Source organism: Klebsiella sp. RHBSTW-00215 (genome assembly GCF_014103785.1).
GTDB lineage: Bacteria > Pseudomonadota > Gammaproteobacteria > Enterobacterales > Enterobacteriaceae > Klebsiella.
In genome coordinates this window covers 5,835,963-5,849,699 of record NZ_JABXQS010000001.1, presented here as the reverse complement: position 1 = coordinate 5,849,699, position 13,737 = coordinate 5,835,963, and the positions used below count along the sequence as shown (strand labels likewise).

At 53.3% G+C, this 13,737-nt stretch carries 13 protein-coding genes; 10 read left to right on the top strand and 3 right to left on the bottom strand.

All coding sequences use genetic code 11. The features are described 5' to 3' along the window. Nucleotides 1-6 precede the first annotated feature (6 nt). Nucleotides 7-1,371: a long-chain fatty acid transporter FadL gene (gene fadL, locus HV127_RS27800; RefSeq protein ID WP_182240183.1), complete on the bottom strand. Its 1,365-nt coding sequence runs from the start codon at nucleotides 1,369-1,371 to the stop codon at nucleotides 7-9. Nucleotides 1,372-1,742: 371 nt separating this feature from the next. Here fadL and HV127_RS27795 point away from each other — a divergent pair, with 371 nt between their 5' ends. The 4 genes from HV127_RS27795 (at nucleotide 1,743) to sixA (ending at nucleotide 6,336) form a co-directional block, all read left to right on the top strand. After that, on the top strand, nucleotides 1,743-2,027 hold the full coding sequence (locus HV127_RS27795; RefSeq protein WP_182240181.1) for a YfcZ/YiiS family protein: 285 nt from the start codon (nucleotides 1,743-1,745) through the stop codon (nucleotides 2,025-2,027). A 159-nt stretch (nucleotides 2,028-2,186) separates the two neighbouring features. Further along, a complete protein-coding gene (gene fadI, locus HV127_RS27790) occupies nucleotides 2,187-3,497 on the top strand; it encodes an acetyl-CoA C-acyltransferase FadI (protein WP_182240179.1) in 1,311 nt (436 codons plus the stop codon). Next, nucleotides 3,497-5,641, top strand: a complete 2,145-nt coding sequence (fadJ, locus tag HV127_RS27785) for a fatty acid oxidation complex subunit alpha FadJ (protein ID WP_182240177.1) — start codon at nucleotides 3,497-3,499, stop codon at nucleotides 5,639-5,641. The genes fadI and fadJ overlap by 1 nt, the downstream gene beginning before the upstream one ends. 209 nt (nucleotides 5,642-5,850) lie before the next feature. Further along, nucleotides 5,851-6,336, top strand: coding sequence for a phosphohistidine phosphatase SixA (gene sixA / locus HV127_RS27780; RefSeq protein WP_110272233.1), 486 nt, complete (start codon nucleotides 5,851-5,853; stop codon nucleotides 6,334-6,336). Nucleotides 6,337-6,356: 20 nt separating this feature from the next. On the opposite strand, the gene smrB is transcribed toward sixA, so the two are convergent. Next, nucleotides 6,357-6,908 (bottom strand): endonuclease SmrB, encoded by a 552-nt coding sequence (smrB, locus tag HV127_RS27775; RefSeq protein ID WP_112212942.1) that lies wholly within the window; start codon nucleotides 6,906-6,908, stop codon nucleotides 6,357-6,359. Nucleotides 6,909-7,075: 167 nt separating this feature from the next. Here smrB and prmB point away from each other — a divergent pair, with 167 nt between their 5' ends. From prmB to HV127_RS27745, 6 genes are read left to right on the top strand one after another with little or no spacing between them, the layout of a single operon-like run. Beyond that, complete coding sequence (gene prmB / locus HV127_RS27770) at nucleotides 7,076-8,008, top strand: 50S ribosomal protein L3 N(5)-glutamine methyltransferase (protein ID WP_182240175.1); 933 nt, start codon at nucleotides 7,076-7,078, stop codon at nucleotides 8,006-8,008. A gap of 41 nt (nucleotides 8,009-8,049) precedes the next feature. Beyond that, entirely contained in the window at nucleotides 8,050-9,135 is a 1,086-nt protein-coding gene (gene aroC, locus HV127_RS27765) for a chorismate synthase (RefSeq protein ID WP_182240173.1), read from the top strand. A 3-nt stretch (nucleotides 9,136-9,138) separates the two neighbouring features. Beyond that, nucleotides 9,139-9,963, top strand: a complete 825-nt coding sequence (gene mepA, locus HV127_RS27760) for a penicillin-insensitive murein endopeptidase (RefSeq protein ID WP_182240171.1) — start codon at nucleotides 9,139-9,141, stop codon at nucleotides 9,961-9,963. Further along, nucleotides 9,963-10,772, top strand: a complete 810-nt coding sequence (locus HV127_RS27755; RefSeq protein ID WP_182240169.1) for a sulfite exporter TauE/SafE family protein — start codon at nucleotides 9,963-9,965, stop codon at nucleotides 10,770-10,772. Before mepA ends, HV127_RS27755 begins: the two co-directional genes overlap by 1 nt. Continuing rightward, nucleotides 10,772-11,320, top strand: coding sequence for an elongation factor P hydroxylase (locus HV127_RS27750; protein WP_182240167.1), 549 nt, complete (start codon nucleotides 10,772-10,774; stop codon nucleotides 11,318-11,320). The genes HV127_RS27755 and HV127_RS27750 overlap by 1 nt, the downstream gene beginning before the upstream one ends. A 31-nt stretch (nucleotides 11,321-11,351) precedes the next feature. Beyond that, the gene (locus HV127_RS27745) at nucleotides 11,352-11,630 is read left to right on the top strand and encodes a YfcL family protein (protein WP_110272239.1); all 279 of its coding nucleotides are present in this window, start codon (nucleotides 11,352-11,354) and stop codon (nucleotides 11,628-11,630) included. A gap of 54 nt (nucleotides 11,631-11,684) precedes the next feature. On the opposite strand, the gene mnmC is transcribed toward HV127_RS27745, so the two are convergent. Further along, on the bottom strand, nucleotides 11,685-13,673 hold the full coding sequence (mnmC, locus tag HV127_RS27740) for a bifunctional tRNA (5-methylaminomethyl-2-thiouridine)(34)-methyltransferase MnmD/FAD-dependent 5-carboxymethylaminomethyl-2-thiouridine(34) oxidoreductase MnmC (protein WP_182240165.1): 1,989 nt from the start codon (nucleotides 13,671-13,673) through the stop codon (nucleotides 11,685-11,687). Between the last annotated feature and the right edge of the window lie 64 nt (nucleotides 13,674-13,737).

Below are 13,737 nucleotides of genomic sequence, written 5' to 3'. Positions count from 1 at the left end.
AGATAATCAGAAGCGGTAGTTGAAGTTTGCGCCGTACAGCCAGGCTTTGCCTTCGGACTTGAAGGTATATGGGCCTTCTTTAAATTCGACGTGCTGACCGTGCATGTAAGAAACACCGACATCGACTGAGGCATCTTTATTAAAGGCGTAAGTCGTACCGGCGCTAAGCCACAGGCGATCCTGATCCGGGATAGAGATAGAACGATTGGAAGCCGGGACAGGGCTATCATCAAAGGCGATACCGGTACGGAAGGTCCAGTTATCATCATGGTAATAGGTGGTACCCAGAGCAATACGATAGGAATCTTTAAAACCTTCGTCTTTATAGAACAGCGTTTCGCCGCCGCTGGTTTTGGTGGCCTTCAGCTCCTGGAACTGGCTCCAACTGGTATAAGCCAGGCTGTAGTGAACGGCCCATTTCGGCGCCACGCGGTTATAACCTGAGATTTCCCACATTTCTGGCAGGTTCAACGTCAGCGAACCGCCAATAGTGGAACCACCGGTGCCGTACGGCAGGCCGAGACCCAGTGCTGAATTGATAGGATTAAGTGATGACGGCAAGCTGCTCTTATAATCACCGTCAAAATCAATTTTGATTTCAGAGCGATAGGTAAAGCCGTAGCGGTTGTTTTTATCGACTTCATATAAAATACCGGCATTCCAGCCGAAGCCCCATTCATCCCCCTTCAGGCGAGCGATTTGAGTATCACGACTGATACCGCCAGCCTGCTGACCAATCGCGGCTGCCTGCGCCGGGGAGAGTTTGCCTTCCTGCACCATGCCGGGTAGCCGCGCACCAATAATTTCCGGTAAATCACCTGCATAGCGCTCCAGCTTGGCTCGGGCATATACGGCGTCGAAGCCCAGGCCAAAACTCCAGTGATCGTTAAGACGATATGCACCGCTCAAATTGAGGTTTAAGGTTTCAAGGTCAGTAGTACCGCCCATTGAGCCTGCAGCAAAATCGTTGTTGAACTCTGTGGCTAAACCATAGTTAGAAGTGAGGGAGGCACCCCAACCGAACTGCTCATTAATCGGCGCGACAAAGTGCAGGTTGGGCACCCATGCGGTTGGTGCAATATTGTCCTGGCTGGCATCGTTACCGATAACTGAACTACCGCTCACGTTGACATCAGGATCGACAAAAATAGCGCCGCCAGAGAAAGCCGGACGATCAAACATCATAATTAACGCCGGGTTACGGCTGGCGTTTCCTGCATCATCAGCAATAGCACCTTCACCGGAATAGGCGCGACCAAGGCCGGATGAAGAGAATTCATTTAACTGAAAGCCTGCTGACCAGGCCTGTGTTGAAACAATTGCTACAGCCACTGCAAGGGCAGATTGGGTAAAGCGGGTTTTCTGGCTCATGCCCATAACCTCATCGAGTTATTTTTATTTAAACAATGTTACATGCCGTAACAGAAGCGCGAAGTGTAGGGTCTGCTTTACGACAGAGAAATCAGACCAGTGCGCTGAGTATAGGTCTGACCAGATGATATGTTGCAAGTTTGTTTATAAGTTTTTTCAATTGTGATACGAAAAACGCGATCCAGCTGGCAAATTTGCTGTTGTACCTCATGTTCGAAATGGGGGATTTTTGTTTTGGATCATTTTTAAGTGTGATTTCGCTCACTTATCTCATTTGCCACCATTAACGGCTGGAGGCGGTTATTCGCCGGGCGTAAAATAAACAGATTATTTATCTGGCACCTTGAGTGCATATACAGAGGAAATCTACGATGAGTAAATGCAGTGCTGATGAAACCCCGGTTTGCTGCTGTATGGATGTTGGCACCATAATGGACAACTCCGATTGCACCGCCTCTTACAGCCGCGTGTTCGCTAACCGTGCCGAAGCAGAGCAAACGCTCGCCGCATTGAGCGAAAGAGTGCGTAACGTTGAATCCGAGCCGTGCAAAATCAACCCGACCTTTACTGATGTCGATGGTGGCGTACAGCTGGATATCGACTTCGTATTCTGCTGTGAAGCTGAAACCCTGATTTTCCAGCTCGGCTTGCGTTAGTCTTTCCCCAAACGCCCCTTTCCGCAGGGGCGTTATCTTTTCTATCCAATGTGTTTTGGCTCCCACTTTTTCTGTTCCCCGATTGGCTTAATGTAAAATATTGGTTAAAACTGTTATCAGGTCAGACCACTTTGTTTTACCGGTTAACAGGGGAGTGTTATGAGTCAGGCATTACCGCTAGTCACCCGCCAGGGCGATCGCATTGCTATCATCAGCGGTTTACGTACTCCGTTTGCCCGACAGGCGACGGCGTTTCACGGCATTCCTGCCGTTGATCTCGGTAAGCTGGTGGTTGGCGAAATGCTGGCCCGCAGCGATATCCCTGTGGAAATAATCGAGCAGCTGGTATTTGGCCAGGTTGTGCAGATGCCGGAAGCGCCAAATATCGCTCGGGAAATTGTTCTGGGAACCGGCATGAGCGTACATACCGATGCATACAGCGTCAGTCGCGCCTGTGCGACCAGTTTTCAGGCGGTGGCCAACGTCGCAGAAAGCCTGATGGCAGGAACTATCCGGGCGGGCATCGCGGGTGGGGCTGACTCCTCGTCCGTGTTGCCCATCGGTGTTAGCAAAAAACTCGCCCGCGTCCTGGTTGACGTGAATAAAGCACGTACCCTGAGTCAGCGCCTCAAGCTCTTTTCCCGCCTACGCTTTCGCGATCTTCTTCCTGTGCCGCCAGCGGTCGCCGAATATTCCACCGGCCTGCGGATGGGGGATACCGCCGAACAGATGGCGAAAACGTGGGGTATTACCCGTGAACAGCAGGATCAGCTAGCGCTTCGCTCGCACCAGCTTGCTGCGAAGGCCTGGGAAGAGGGCAAACTATCAGCAGAAGTGATGACGGCATATACCCCGCCTTTCCGTGAACCGCTGGTTCAGGATAATAATATTCGTAAAAATTCAACGCTTGCTGATTACCAAAAGTTACGCCCGGCCTTTGATCGCAAACACGGGACCGTGACCGCCGCTAACAGTACGCCGTTAACCGATGGCGCAGCTGCGGTGATTATGATGACAGAATCCCGGGCTAAAGAGCTGGGGCTTGTCCCACTGGGCTATCTACGCAGCTACGCTTTCAGCGCCATTGCTGTCCAGCAGGATATGCTGCTGGGACCGGCATGGTCGACGCCGCTGGCGCTGGAAAGAGCAGGACTTATGCTGGCTGATTTAACCCTGATTGACATGCACGAAGCCTTTGCCGCGCAGACGCTGGCTAATTTGCAATGTCTGGCGAGCGACCGCTTTGCTCGTGTAGTGCTTGGGCGTTCACAGGCAACAGGAGAGGTTGATGAGAGCAAGTTCAATGTGCTCGGCGGATCCATAGCCTATGGTCATCCTTTTGCCGCCACGGGCGCGAGAATGATCACCCAAACGTTACACGAACTGCGGCGTCGTGGAGGCGGGTTTGGTCTGGTCACTGCCTGCGCTGCGGGTGGTTTAGGTGCAGCTATGATTCTGGAGGCCGAATAATGGACACCCTGTCGGCGTTTACGCTTGAGATTCGCCCGGACAATATTGCCGTGATTACGATTGATGCTCCTGGCGAAAAAATGAATACCTTGAAAGCCGAGTTTGCCAGCGAAGTACGGGCAATCATCCGTCAGCTTCGCGACAACAAAGACCTGCGCGGTGCGGTGTTCATTTCGGCAAAGCCAGATAATTTTATTGCCGGGGCCGATATCAACATGATTGCCCGCTGCGTTTCTGCCCTCGAGGCTGAAACATTGGCCCGTCAAGGGCAGCAGATTATGGCGGAGATCCACGGGTTGTCGATTCCGGTTATTGCTGCTATCCACGGCGCATGTCTGGGTGGCGGCCTTGAGCTGGCGCTGGCTTGTCACGGGCGGGTGTGCAGCGATGATGATAAAACCCGACTTGGTTTGCCTGAAGTTCAATTGGGCCTGCTGCCAGGTTCCGGTGGTACCCAGCGTTTACCAAGATTAATCGGCGTCAGCAGCGCGCTGGATATGATCCTGACCGGCAAGCAGCTTCGCCCGCGTCAAGCCCTGAAAGTGGGACTGGTTGATGAAGTGGTGCCGCAGGCCATTTTGTTGCAAACCGCAGTAGAGTTGGCGTTGAAAGGACGCTCGGTAAGCCGCACTGTTCCGGTACGCGATCGCATCCTCGCCGGACCATTAGGTCGTAGTCTGCTATTTCGCCTGGTGGCGAAAAAGACACATCAAAAAACGCAGGGTAATTATCCAGCGACCAAACGTATTCTACAGGTGATTGAAACCGGGCTGGCGCAGGGTTGCAGTAGTGGTTATGCCGAAGAAGCGCGAGCCTTTGGTGAGCTAGCGATGACGCCGCAATCGCAAGCGTTGCGAGCCATTTTCTTCGCCAGTACCGACCTTAAGAAAGATCGCGGTGCGGATGCTGAACCCGGCGCGTTGCGGAGTGTAGGTATTCTTGGCGGCGGGCTGATGGGAGGGGGAATTGCTTACGTCACCGCCTGTAAAGGAGGATTGCCGGTACGCATTAAGGATATCCAACCGCGCGGGATCAACCACGCCATGAAGTACAGCTGGGATCTGCTCGACAAACAGGTTCGCCGCCGCTATCTACGGGCTAGCGAGCGCGATCGTCAGCTGGCGTTGATCTCGGGTTCTACGGATTACCAGGGATTCGCGCATCGTGATGTGGTTATCGAAGCGGTGTTTGAAGACCTTGCTCTCAAGCAAAAAATGGTCAACGAGGTTGAGCAGCACTGTAGCGCTGAGACGATCTTTGCTTCTAATACCTCATCATTACCGATCGGTGAGATCGCGGCACAAGCAAGCAGGCCGCAGCAGTTTATCGGCCTGCACTTCTTCAGTCCGGTAGAGAAAATGCCGCTGGTAGAGGTTATTCCGCATGCGAGTACAAGTCAGCAAACTATCGCGACGGTGGTAAAACTGGCGAAGCAGCAGGGGAAAACACCCATTGTGGTGGCTGACAAAGCGGGCTTTTATGTTAACCGTATTCTGGCCCCATACATTAATGAAGCGATGCGCCTGTTGATAGAAGGAGAACCGATAGAACATATCGATAACTCATTGGTAAAATTCGGTTTTCCGGTTGGACCTATTCAGCTACTTGATGAAGTCGGTATCGATACCGGGACCAAAATTATCCCGGTGCTGGAGGCTGCATGGGGAGAACGTTTTAGCCCGCCTGCAAACATCATCAACGCGATTCTGAATGACGATCGCAAAGGTAGAAAAAATAATCGGGGTTTCTATCTTTATGAGGCGAAAGGGCGTAAAAGCAAAAAACGGCCCGACGCTGCGATTTACTCTTTACTGGGCGTTTCTTCTGCGCGGGAGCAATTGTCCGCGCAGCAGGTGGCGGAACGGTGTGTGATGATGATGCTTAATGAGGCAGCACGCTGCTTCGATGAGCAAATTATCCGCAGTGCGCGCGATGGTGACATCGGTGCCGTGTTTGGTATTGGTTTCCCGCCGTTTCTTGGTGGCCCGTTCCGCTATATAGACAAGCTGGGTGCGGGGGAAGTCGCGGCAATTTTGCAGCGCCTGGCCGCACAGTATGGCCCGCGTTTTACACCATGTGACACTTTATTACACATGGCTGAGCAGGGGGCGACCTTTTGGCCCACTGATGAACGGACGACCTAAGTTGTGGTCAAAGAAGGTAAATCCGGCAATGAATGATGCTGACCATTGGCTGTTTTGTAAGCAATGGTTGACTATACTTACGCCATTGAGGTAAAAAACAGCGTTTCATTCGTTGAATGGATCAGGCACAATGCCCGGCCACCGGGTCACCTGCGTATTGTTTACGTCGGTAAGACTACGGTGCTTCTGGTTAACAAAAGCGGTGCAATATGCAAGTTTTTATTATGCGTCACGGCGACGCTGCCCTCGATGCAGCCAGTGACTCGGTTCGTCCACTAACCGTCTGCGGTTGTGATGAGTCTCGTCAGATGGCAACCTGGCTGAAAGGTCAAAAAGTGGATATTGAGCGGGTTCTTGTGAGTCCCTACCTGCGTGCTGAACAGACGCTGGAGATTGTTGGGGAGTGCATGAATCTGCCGAAAGATGTCGACGTGATGCCGGAACTCACGCCGTGCGGCGATGTTGGTCTGGTCAGCGCTTATCTTCAGGCGCTGGCAAATGAAGGTGTGGCGACGGCATTGGTCGTGTCGCATCTGCCTTTAGTGGGGTACCTCGTCTCAGAGCTGTGCCCGGGGGAAACTCCCCCGATGTTCACCACATCTGCTATTGCCTGCGTCACGCTTGATGCTGAAGGCAAAGGTGAATTCACCTGGCAAATGAGCCCCTGCAATTTGAAGATGGCGAAAGCGATTTAATCTCCTCCGGGGCTGACGAACTACGGAAGCTCCGGTGGTTGCCACTCTTCAACTTCAATCAGTACCAGCAGTGCGGCGTCACCGCCGTACTCTTTTGGTGCCTGATGAAATGCCATGATCTGCGGATGTTGCGCCAGCCATAGCGGCGTTTGCTGCTTAAGAATGTGTTTCCCATGCCCGTGCATTACGCAGGCGCAGAACACATGCTCGCGACGACAGGCGGCAATCAACGCGCCCAGTTCCTGTTTAGCCTGCTGTTGGGTTAAGCCGTGCAGATCAAGGAACAGTTCTGGCGAATAGTCACCTCGCCGCAATTTTTTTAGCTCAAAATGGCTGACGTCCGAACGGACATACTTAACCGAGCCTTCGGTATTTAGCAGCGGCTGAAATTCATCGGAAAAGAAGTGGCTGTTGTCTGCCTGTTCCTGAAGTAACCGTTTTGGCGGCACCTCAGAGATTTTTTTGCGCAGCGGGCGGTGAACGATAGTGTCCTGTTTAATCTGACGCGTGCCGGTCATCAGTTGCCGGAACAATGCCTGATCCTCCTCACTTAGCGATGTTTTCTTTTTCATTACCTGGTCTCATTTTTTCTTTGTCGCTAGTTTACCCGACTCGTCATACATCCAGGCAAGGAAAACGTATATTTCCCCCTTAGCCTGACGTAAGAATGCTGATTTATCCCCGTCTTCGTGGCAAACTAGCCGCCGAATTTATAGCAGAGCGTGTCCTGGAGGATAGCGTGGATAAAATTTTTGTTGATGAGGCTGTTAATGAGCTTCATACCATTCAGGACATGTTGCGTTGGGCGGTAAGCCGCTTTAGCGCTGCAAATATCTGGTACGGACACGGTACTGATAACCCGTGGGATGAAGCGGTGCAACTGGTGATGCCATCGCTGTATTTGCCGCTGGATATTCCGGAAGATATGCGCACCGCGCGCCTGACTTCCAGTGAAAAACATCGCATCGTTGAGCGCGTGATTCGCCGCATTAATGAGCGTATTCCGGTGGCTTATTTGACCAATAAAGCCTGGTTCTGCGGCCATGAGTTTTACGTTGATGAGCGCGTGCTGGTGCCACGTTCACCGATTGGCGAGCTTATCAATAATCAGTTTGCTGGCCTGATTGACCATCAACCGCAGCACATCCTCGATATGTGCACCGGTAGCGGCTGCATCGCTATCGCCTGTGCTTATGCCTTCCCGGAAGCGGAAGTTGACGCGGTAGATATCTCCCCGGATGCGCTGGCTGTTACCGAGCAAAACATCGAAGATCACGATTTAATTCACAACGTAACGCCGATTCGCTCCGATCTGTTCCGCGATCTGTTGAAGGTGCAATACGATCTGATCGTGACTAATCCACCTTATGTGGATGAAGAGGATATGTCCGACCTGCCGGGCGAATATCGCCATGAGCCGGTTCTGGGACTGGCTTCAGGTAGCGATGGTCTGAAGCTGACCCGCCGTATTCTGGCCTGCGCGCCAGATTATCTTAACGATGACGGTATCCTGATTTGTGAAGTCGGCAACAGCATGGTACATCTGATGGAACAGTATCCTGACGTTCCATTTACCTGGCTGGAGTTTGACAACGGCGGTGATGGCGTCTTTATGCTGACCAAATCGCAACTGGTTGACGCCCGCGCGCATTTCAGCATCTATAAAGACTAAAACAATAAACACGCAAACATAACGACAATAACGGAGCCGTGATGGCAGGAAACACAATTGGACAACTCTTTCGCGTTACTACCTTCGGTGAGTCGCACGGCCTGGCGCTGGGCTGCATCGTTGATGGCGTGCCGCCAGGTATTCCGCTGACCGAAGCTGACCTGCAGCACGACCTCGATCGTCGTCGGCCGGGAACGTCGCGTTATACCACCCAGCGTCGTGAACCGGATCAGGTGAAAATTCTTTCCGGCGTCTTTGAAGGTGTGACCACTGGTACCAGCATTGGTTTGCTGATTGAGAACACCGATCAACGTTCCCAGGACTACGGCGCTATCAAAGATGTGTTCCGTCCGGGACACGCGGATTACACCTACGAGCAGAAATACGGCCTGCGCGACTATCGCGGCGGCGGTCGTTCTTCCGCGCGTGAAACCGCGATGCGCGTGGCTGCCGGGGCGATTGCCAAAAAATTTCTCGCCGCTAAATTCGGTATTGTCATTCGCGGCTGTTTGACCCAGATGGGCGATATTCCACTAGCGATAAAAGACTGGGATCAGGTTGAGCAAAACCCGTTCTTCTGTCCGGACCCGGATAAAATCGAGGCGCTTGATGAACTGATGCGTGGCCTGAAAAAAGAGGGCGACTCCATCGGGGCCAAAGTGACCGTGGTAGCGGATGGCGTGCCTCCGGGACTGGGTGAGCCGGTATTTGACCGTCTGGATGCGGATATTGCGCACGCGCTGATGAGCATCAACGCGGTAAAAGGTGTGGAAATTGGCGATGGTTTTGAAGTGGTGAAACTTCGCGGTAGCGAAAACCGCGATGAGATTACCAAAGCGGGTTTCCAGAGCAATCATGCCGGCGGCGTGCTGGGCGGTATCAGCAGCGGTCAGCAAATTGTGGCGAATATCGCCCTTAAGCCAACCTCCAGCATTACCGTTCCGGGACACACGATTAACCGCTTTGGCGAAGAAGTCGAGATGATCACCAAAGGGCGTCACGATCCTTGCGTCGGCATTCGTGCGGTTCCGATCGCCGAAGCGATGCTGGCGATCATATTAATGGACCACTTTATGCGTCAGCGCGCGCAGAACGGCGACGTGACGACATCAATCCCACGCTGGTAATAGATGAAAAAAACCGTTATCGCACTGCTGGCACTTCTTGCCGGCAGTACCAGCCTGGCGGCAACGCCGTGGCAGAAAATATCGCAACCCATTAGCGGCAGTGCGCAATCCATCGGCGCGTTTGCTAATGGCTGTATCGTTGGTGCGCAGCCGCTGCCGTTGAGCGCCACCGGCTATCAGGTGATGCGCACCGATCAGCGTCGCTATTTCGGCCATCCGGATCTCGTTCAGTTTATTCAGCGCCTGAGCAATCAGGCGCACAACAAAGGAATGGGGACGGTGCTGATTGGTGACATGGGTATGCCGGCTGGTGGTCGATTCAACGGCGGCCACGCTAGTCATCAGTCCGGGCTGGATGTGGATATTTTTCTCCAGCTCCCGCAGGCGCGCTGGAGTTCAGCGCAGCTCATGAAGCCACAGGCTCTGGATCTGGTTGCGCGTGACGGCAAACGCGTAGTGCCGTCACTGTGGAGTCCGCAAATCAGTCATCTGATTAAGATGGCGGCGGAAGATAGCGAAGTCACGCGCATTTTCGTTAACCCGGCGATCAAGCAGCAGTTGTGCCTGGATGCGGGTAACGATCGCGACTGGTTGCGTAAAGTTCGACCATGGTTCCAACATCGAGCGCATATGCATGTGCGCCTGCGCTGTCCTGTGGGGAGTCTTGAGTGTGAAGATCAGGCTCCACCTCCGGCAGGCGATGGTTGCGGCGCGGAATTACAAAGCTGGTTTGAACCACCGAAACCAGGATCAACCTCTCCTGCGAAGAAGACGCCGCCTCCATTGCCGCCTTCCTGCCAGGCGCTACTGGATGAGCATGTTCTTTAATGGATAGTTTTATCGATCTGTTTATGGTGTCACCGACGGTACTGGTTGTGCTGTTTTTCGTGGCCATTCTGGCGGGATTTATTGATTCCCTGGCGGGTGGCGGTGGGTTGCTAACCGTACCGGCATTGATGGCTGCTGGTCTCCCCCCTGCGCAGGCGCTGGCGACCAACAAACTGCAGGCTTGCGGCGGCTCGCTTTCCGCATCCCTCTATTTCATCCGCCGCAAGGTGGTGAATCTCGCCGATCAGAAGCTGAATATTCTGATGACGTTTGTTGGTTCAACTGGCGGCGCGCTGCTGGTGCAGCACGTCCAGTCCGATATTCTCAAGCAGATTCTGCCAATACTGATTATCGGCATTGGCCTCTATTTTCTGTTGATGCCAAAGCTCGGCGAAGAGGACCGTCAGCGTCGTCTTTACGGTCTGCCGTTTGCTCTGGTGGCTGGCGGCTGCGTGGGTTTTTATGATGGCTTTTTTGGCCCGGGTGCAGGTTCTTTTTATGCGCTGGCTTTTGTGACTCTGGCCGGGTTCAATCTCGCTAAATCAACCGCCCATGCCAAAGTGCTTAATGCTACCTCCAACGTCGGCGGCCTGCTGCTATTTATCATTGGCGGTAAAGTTATCTGGGCCACCGGCTTCGTAATGATGGTAGGACAATTTATTGGTGCCCGCGCCGGTTCGCGGCTGGTGCTGAGCAAAGGACAATCACTAATTCGACCGATGATTGTTGTGGTGTCGGCGGTGATGAGTGCAAAACTTCTTTATGACAGCCATGGACAGGAGATCCTCCACTGGTTGGGGATGAACTAATGAACAGTACGCATAATTACGAACAGCTGATTGAAATCTTCGACGGCTGCTTTGCCGACGATTTTAATACCCGTCTGATTAAAGGCGATGACGAGCCGATCTATCTTCCGGCTGATGGCGATGCGCCGTATAACCGCATCGTTTTTGCCCACGGCTTTTACGCCAGCGGATTACATGAGATTTCGCACTGGTGCATCGCTGGTAAAGCGCGTCGCGAGCAGGTTGACTTCGGTTACTGGTACTGCCCTGATGGCCGTGATGCGATGACCCAGTCTAAATTTGAAGACGTCGAGGTGAAACCGCAGGCGTTTGACTGGCTGTTTTGCGTGGCGGCGGGCTATCCGTTTAACGTCAGTTGCGACAACCTGGAAGGCGATTTCGAACCTGACCGTATCGTTTTTCAACGCCGAGTACATGCTCAGGTGATGGTCTATCTGGAGCAGGGGATCCCCGAGCGTCCGGCGCGTTTTATCAAAGCATTACAAGAATATTATCAAACGCCGCCTTTGACGGCTGAGCAATTCCCGTGGCCGGAAGACCTGCACTAAGGCCACACTTTACATAATATGAGGAAAGAAGATGATCGCGGAGTTTGAATCACGCATTCTGGCGTTGATTGACGGTATGGTAGACCACGCCAGTGATGATGAACTATTTGCCGGCGGTTATCTGCGCGGCCATCTGACGCTGGCGGTGGCTGAGCTGGAAGGTGAGGACGAGCATACTGCGCAAGCGGTGAATGATAAGGTTACCCAGAGCCTGACGAAAGCGATCAGCGCTGGCGAGCTGTCGCCACCCGATCAGATTCTGGTGCAGGGCATGTGGGATAATTTGTATCAGCAGGCGCTGCAGAAATAACGTTTTTGCCTGATTAGTGGCCCGGTTTTCACACTATCGGGCCAGTTTCTTCGACTATTTCACCGCCTTCCCTTTCAGTAACTTTCTTACCCACAAACGATTCGGATTCAGCGCTGCCAGAGTTTCTCTGTCCATCGGTAACGGCTCATTGCTCATTTGTGCCGCCAGAATTTCGGCCATCAGCGGAGCGGAGCATAATCCGCGCGAACCGAGCGCGCCAAGCAAATACAGATTGCGATAAATTGGGGCCTCGATGGCCCGTTCCTGGCGTTCGGCCAGCGAGGCGTATTCGCTTAATGTGCGATCATAGTCGGGCACATTGCCTGCCATCGGCAAATGATCGCGTGTTGCACAGCGCACGCCGCTGCGCGCTTTATTGGCGCTGACATCCACCTCCTGCACCCACTTAATCTGCGGCAAGCAGTTAATCAGGCGTTGGCGATTTTGCTGCTGATCTACAGCGCTAAACGCGGTATCCGTTTGCCCACGATGATAGCTGGCACCAATGCAGTGCTGTTGATTGTCTGGGTTTTGCGGGGTCAAATAACCGTCATAACACAGCACCTGGTGTAGCTGTGATAGCCCTGGCGTGGTGGGAATATGGCTGACCTGACCAGCAACTGGATACATGGGAAGGTGTATGGTCTGACTGAAGTCAGTGACCTGAAAACCATTAGCCAGTACCGCGACCTCATGGTACTGCCGCTGATTTAATTGCCAGCCGTCATTATCAGCGCTGATAGTCTCAACAGGATAATCGTAGTGAACATGTAACCCGCGAGTAGCCGCGAGGGCGAACAGTTCGGCAGTTAGCTGCTGTGGACAGAGCCAGCCGCCGGCAGGGTAGGTTATTCCCCCGCAGTCGGTGTCGACGCCGCAGGTTTGTGCAACGGTTTGGGCGTTAACGGCAACGGCGATTTCCGGCGGCAGATTGAGTTCAAGCATCTGGGCGATTTTCTGCGCGCTTTTTTCATCCCAGGCTAGCTGCGTAACGCCGCACCAATCGTGGTCAAACTGCACTGGAAGAGTGTCGTAGAGGCGACGTGCAAAGGTAAATGCCGCCGGGAAAAAGCGGGCGAGGGCCGGATCGTGTTGACTCAATAGAGGGTAAAGAGCCCCCTGACGATTGCCGGATGCGCCTTCTGCGGGGGCGCTGTCGGCGCAATATAACGTCACCTGCCAGCCACGACGCAGCAGCGCCAGAGAGAGCAGGGCACTGGCGATGCCGCCGCCGATAATCGCCACATCGCGCTGCTCCGTTCCGCTACGGGCAAACCACGGAGTGCGCGAGGCGAAGTCGAGCGTTTGCTTCATTTCGCCGATAAGCATTTCGCGTTTGCGGCCAAAACCTTTGCGTTTCTGCATGCTGAAACCAGCTTCTTGCAGCCCGCGACGAACAAAACCGGCTGAGGTGAAGGTAGCCAGGGTTCCGCCGGGTCTTGCCAGTCGGGCCATCGCTGAAAAGAGTTCTGGCGTCCACATATCCGGGTTTTTTGCAGGCGCAAAGCCATCGAGAAACCAGGCATCCACCTGCTGATTAAGCGAATCATCAAGCTCGTTAGTGAGTTCATTGATATCGCCAAACCACAAATCCAGCGTTACACGTCCGTCATCCAGTAGCAGACGATGGCAGCCTGCTAACGGTTGCGGCCACTGCGCCTGTAGCTGTTCAGCCCATGGCGTAAGCTCCGGCCAGTGCTGGTGCGCCAGAGAAAGATCGTCGGCCTTCAGCGGAAATTTTTCGAAACTGATGAAATGTAATCTTTGCAGGGTAGCTTCTGGATTATCGCGGTGAAAAACGTCAAACGCCTGCCATAGCGTGAGAAAGTTTAGCCCGGTGCCGAACCCACTTTCAGCAACGATAAATAATGGGCGCGGATGAATGGGGAAACGTTCGTTAAGCTGATTACCGCCGAGGAAAACGTAGCGAGTCTCTTCCAGGCCATTATCATTGGAAAAGTAGACATCGTCGAAATCTCGGGAAACAGGTGTACCCTCAGCATTGAATTCCAGGTTGGCGGGTTGTATGGCGTTTTGTTTCACGTAAGTTACTCGAATCACAAGGCGTAGAACGATCTTAACGATGTGTGCCTGAGGGCGCAAATTT

Bases quoted from the DNA above. Each gene is read 5' to 3' on its own strand.
- fadL (WP_182240183.1), bottom strand. From the start codon at position 1,371: ATGAGCCAGAAAACCCGCTTTACCCAATCTGCCCTTGCAGTGGCTGTA.
- HV127_RS27795 (WP_182240181.1), top strand. From the start codon at position 1,743: ATGAGTAAATGCAGTGCTGATGAAACCCCGGTTTGCTGCTGTATGGAT.
- fadI (WP_182240179.1), top strand. From the start codon at position 2,187: ATGAGTCAGGCATTACCGCTAGTCACCCGCCAGGGCGATCGCATTGCT.
- fadJ (WP_182240177.1), top strand. From the start codon at position 3,497: ATGGACACCCTGTCGGCGTTTACGCTTGAGATTCGCCCGGACAATATT.
- sixA (WP_110272233.1), top strand. From the start codon at position 5,851: ATGCAAGTTTTTATTATGCGTCACGGCGACGCTGCCCTCGATGCAGCC.
- smrB (WP_112212942.1), bottom strand. From the start codon at position 6,908: ATGAAAAAGAAAACATCGCTAAGTGAGGAGGATCAGGCATTGTTCCGG.
- aroC (WP_182240173.1), top strand. From the start codon at position 8,050: ATGGCAGGAAACACAATTGGACAACTCTTTCGCGTTACTACCTTCGGT.
- mepA (WP_182240171.1), top strand. From the start codon at position 9,139: ATGAAAAAAACCGTTATCGCACTGCTGGCACTTCTTGCCGGCAGTACC.
- HV127_RS27755 (WP_182240169.1), top strand. From the start codon at position 9,963: ATGGATAGTTTTATCGATCTGTTTATGGTGTCACCGACGGTACTGGTT.
- HV127_RS27750 (WP_182240167.1), top strand. From the start codon at position 10,772: ATGAACAGTACGCATAATTACGAACAGCTGATTGAAATCTTCGACGGC.
- HV127_RS27745 (WP_110272239.1), top strand. From the start codon at position 11,352: ATGATCGCGGAGTTTGAATCACGCATTCTGGCGTTGATTGACGGTATG.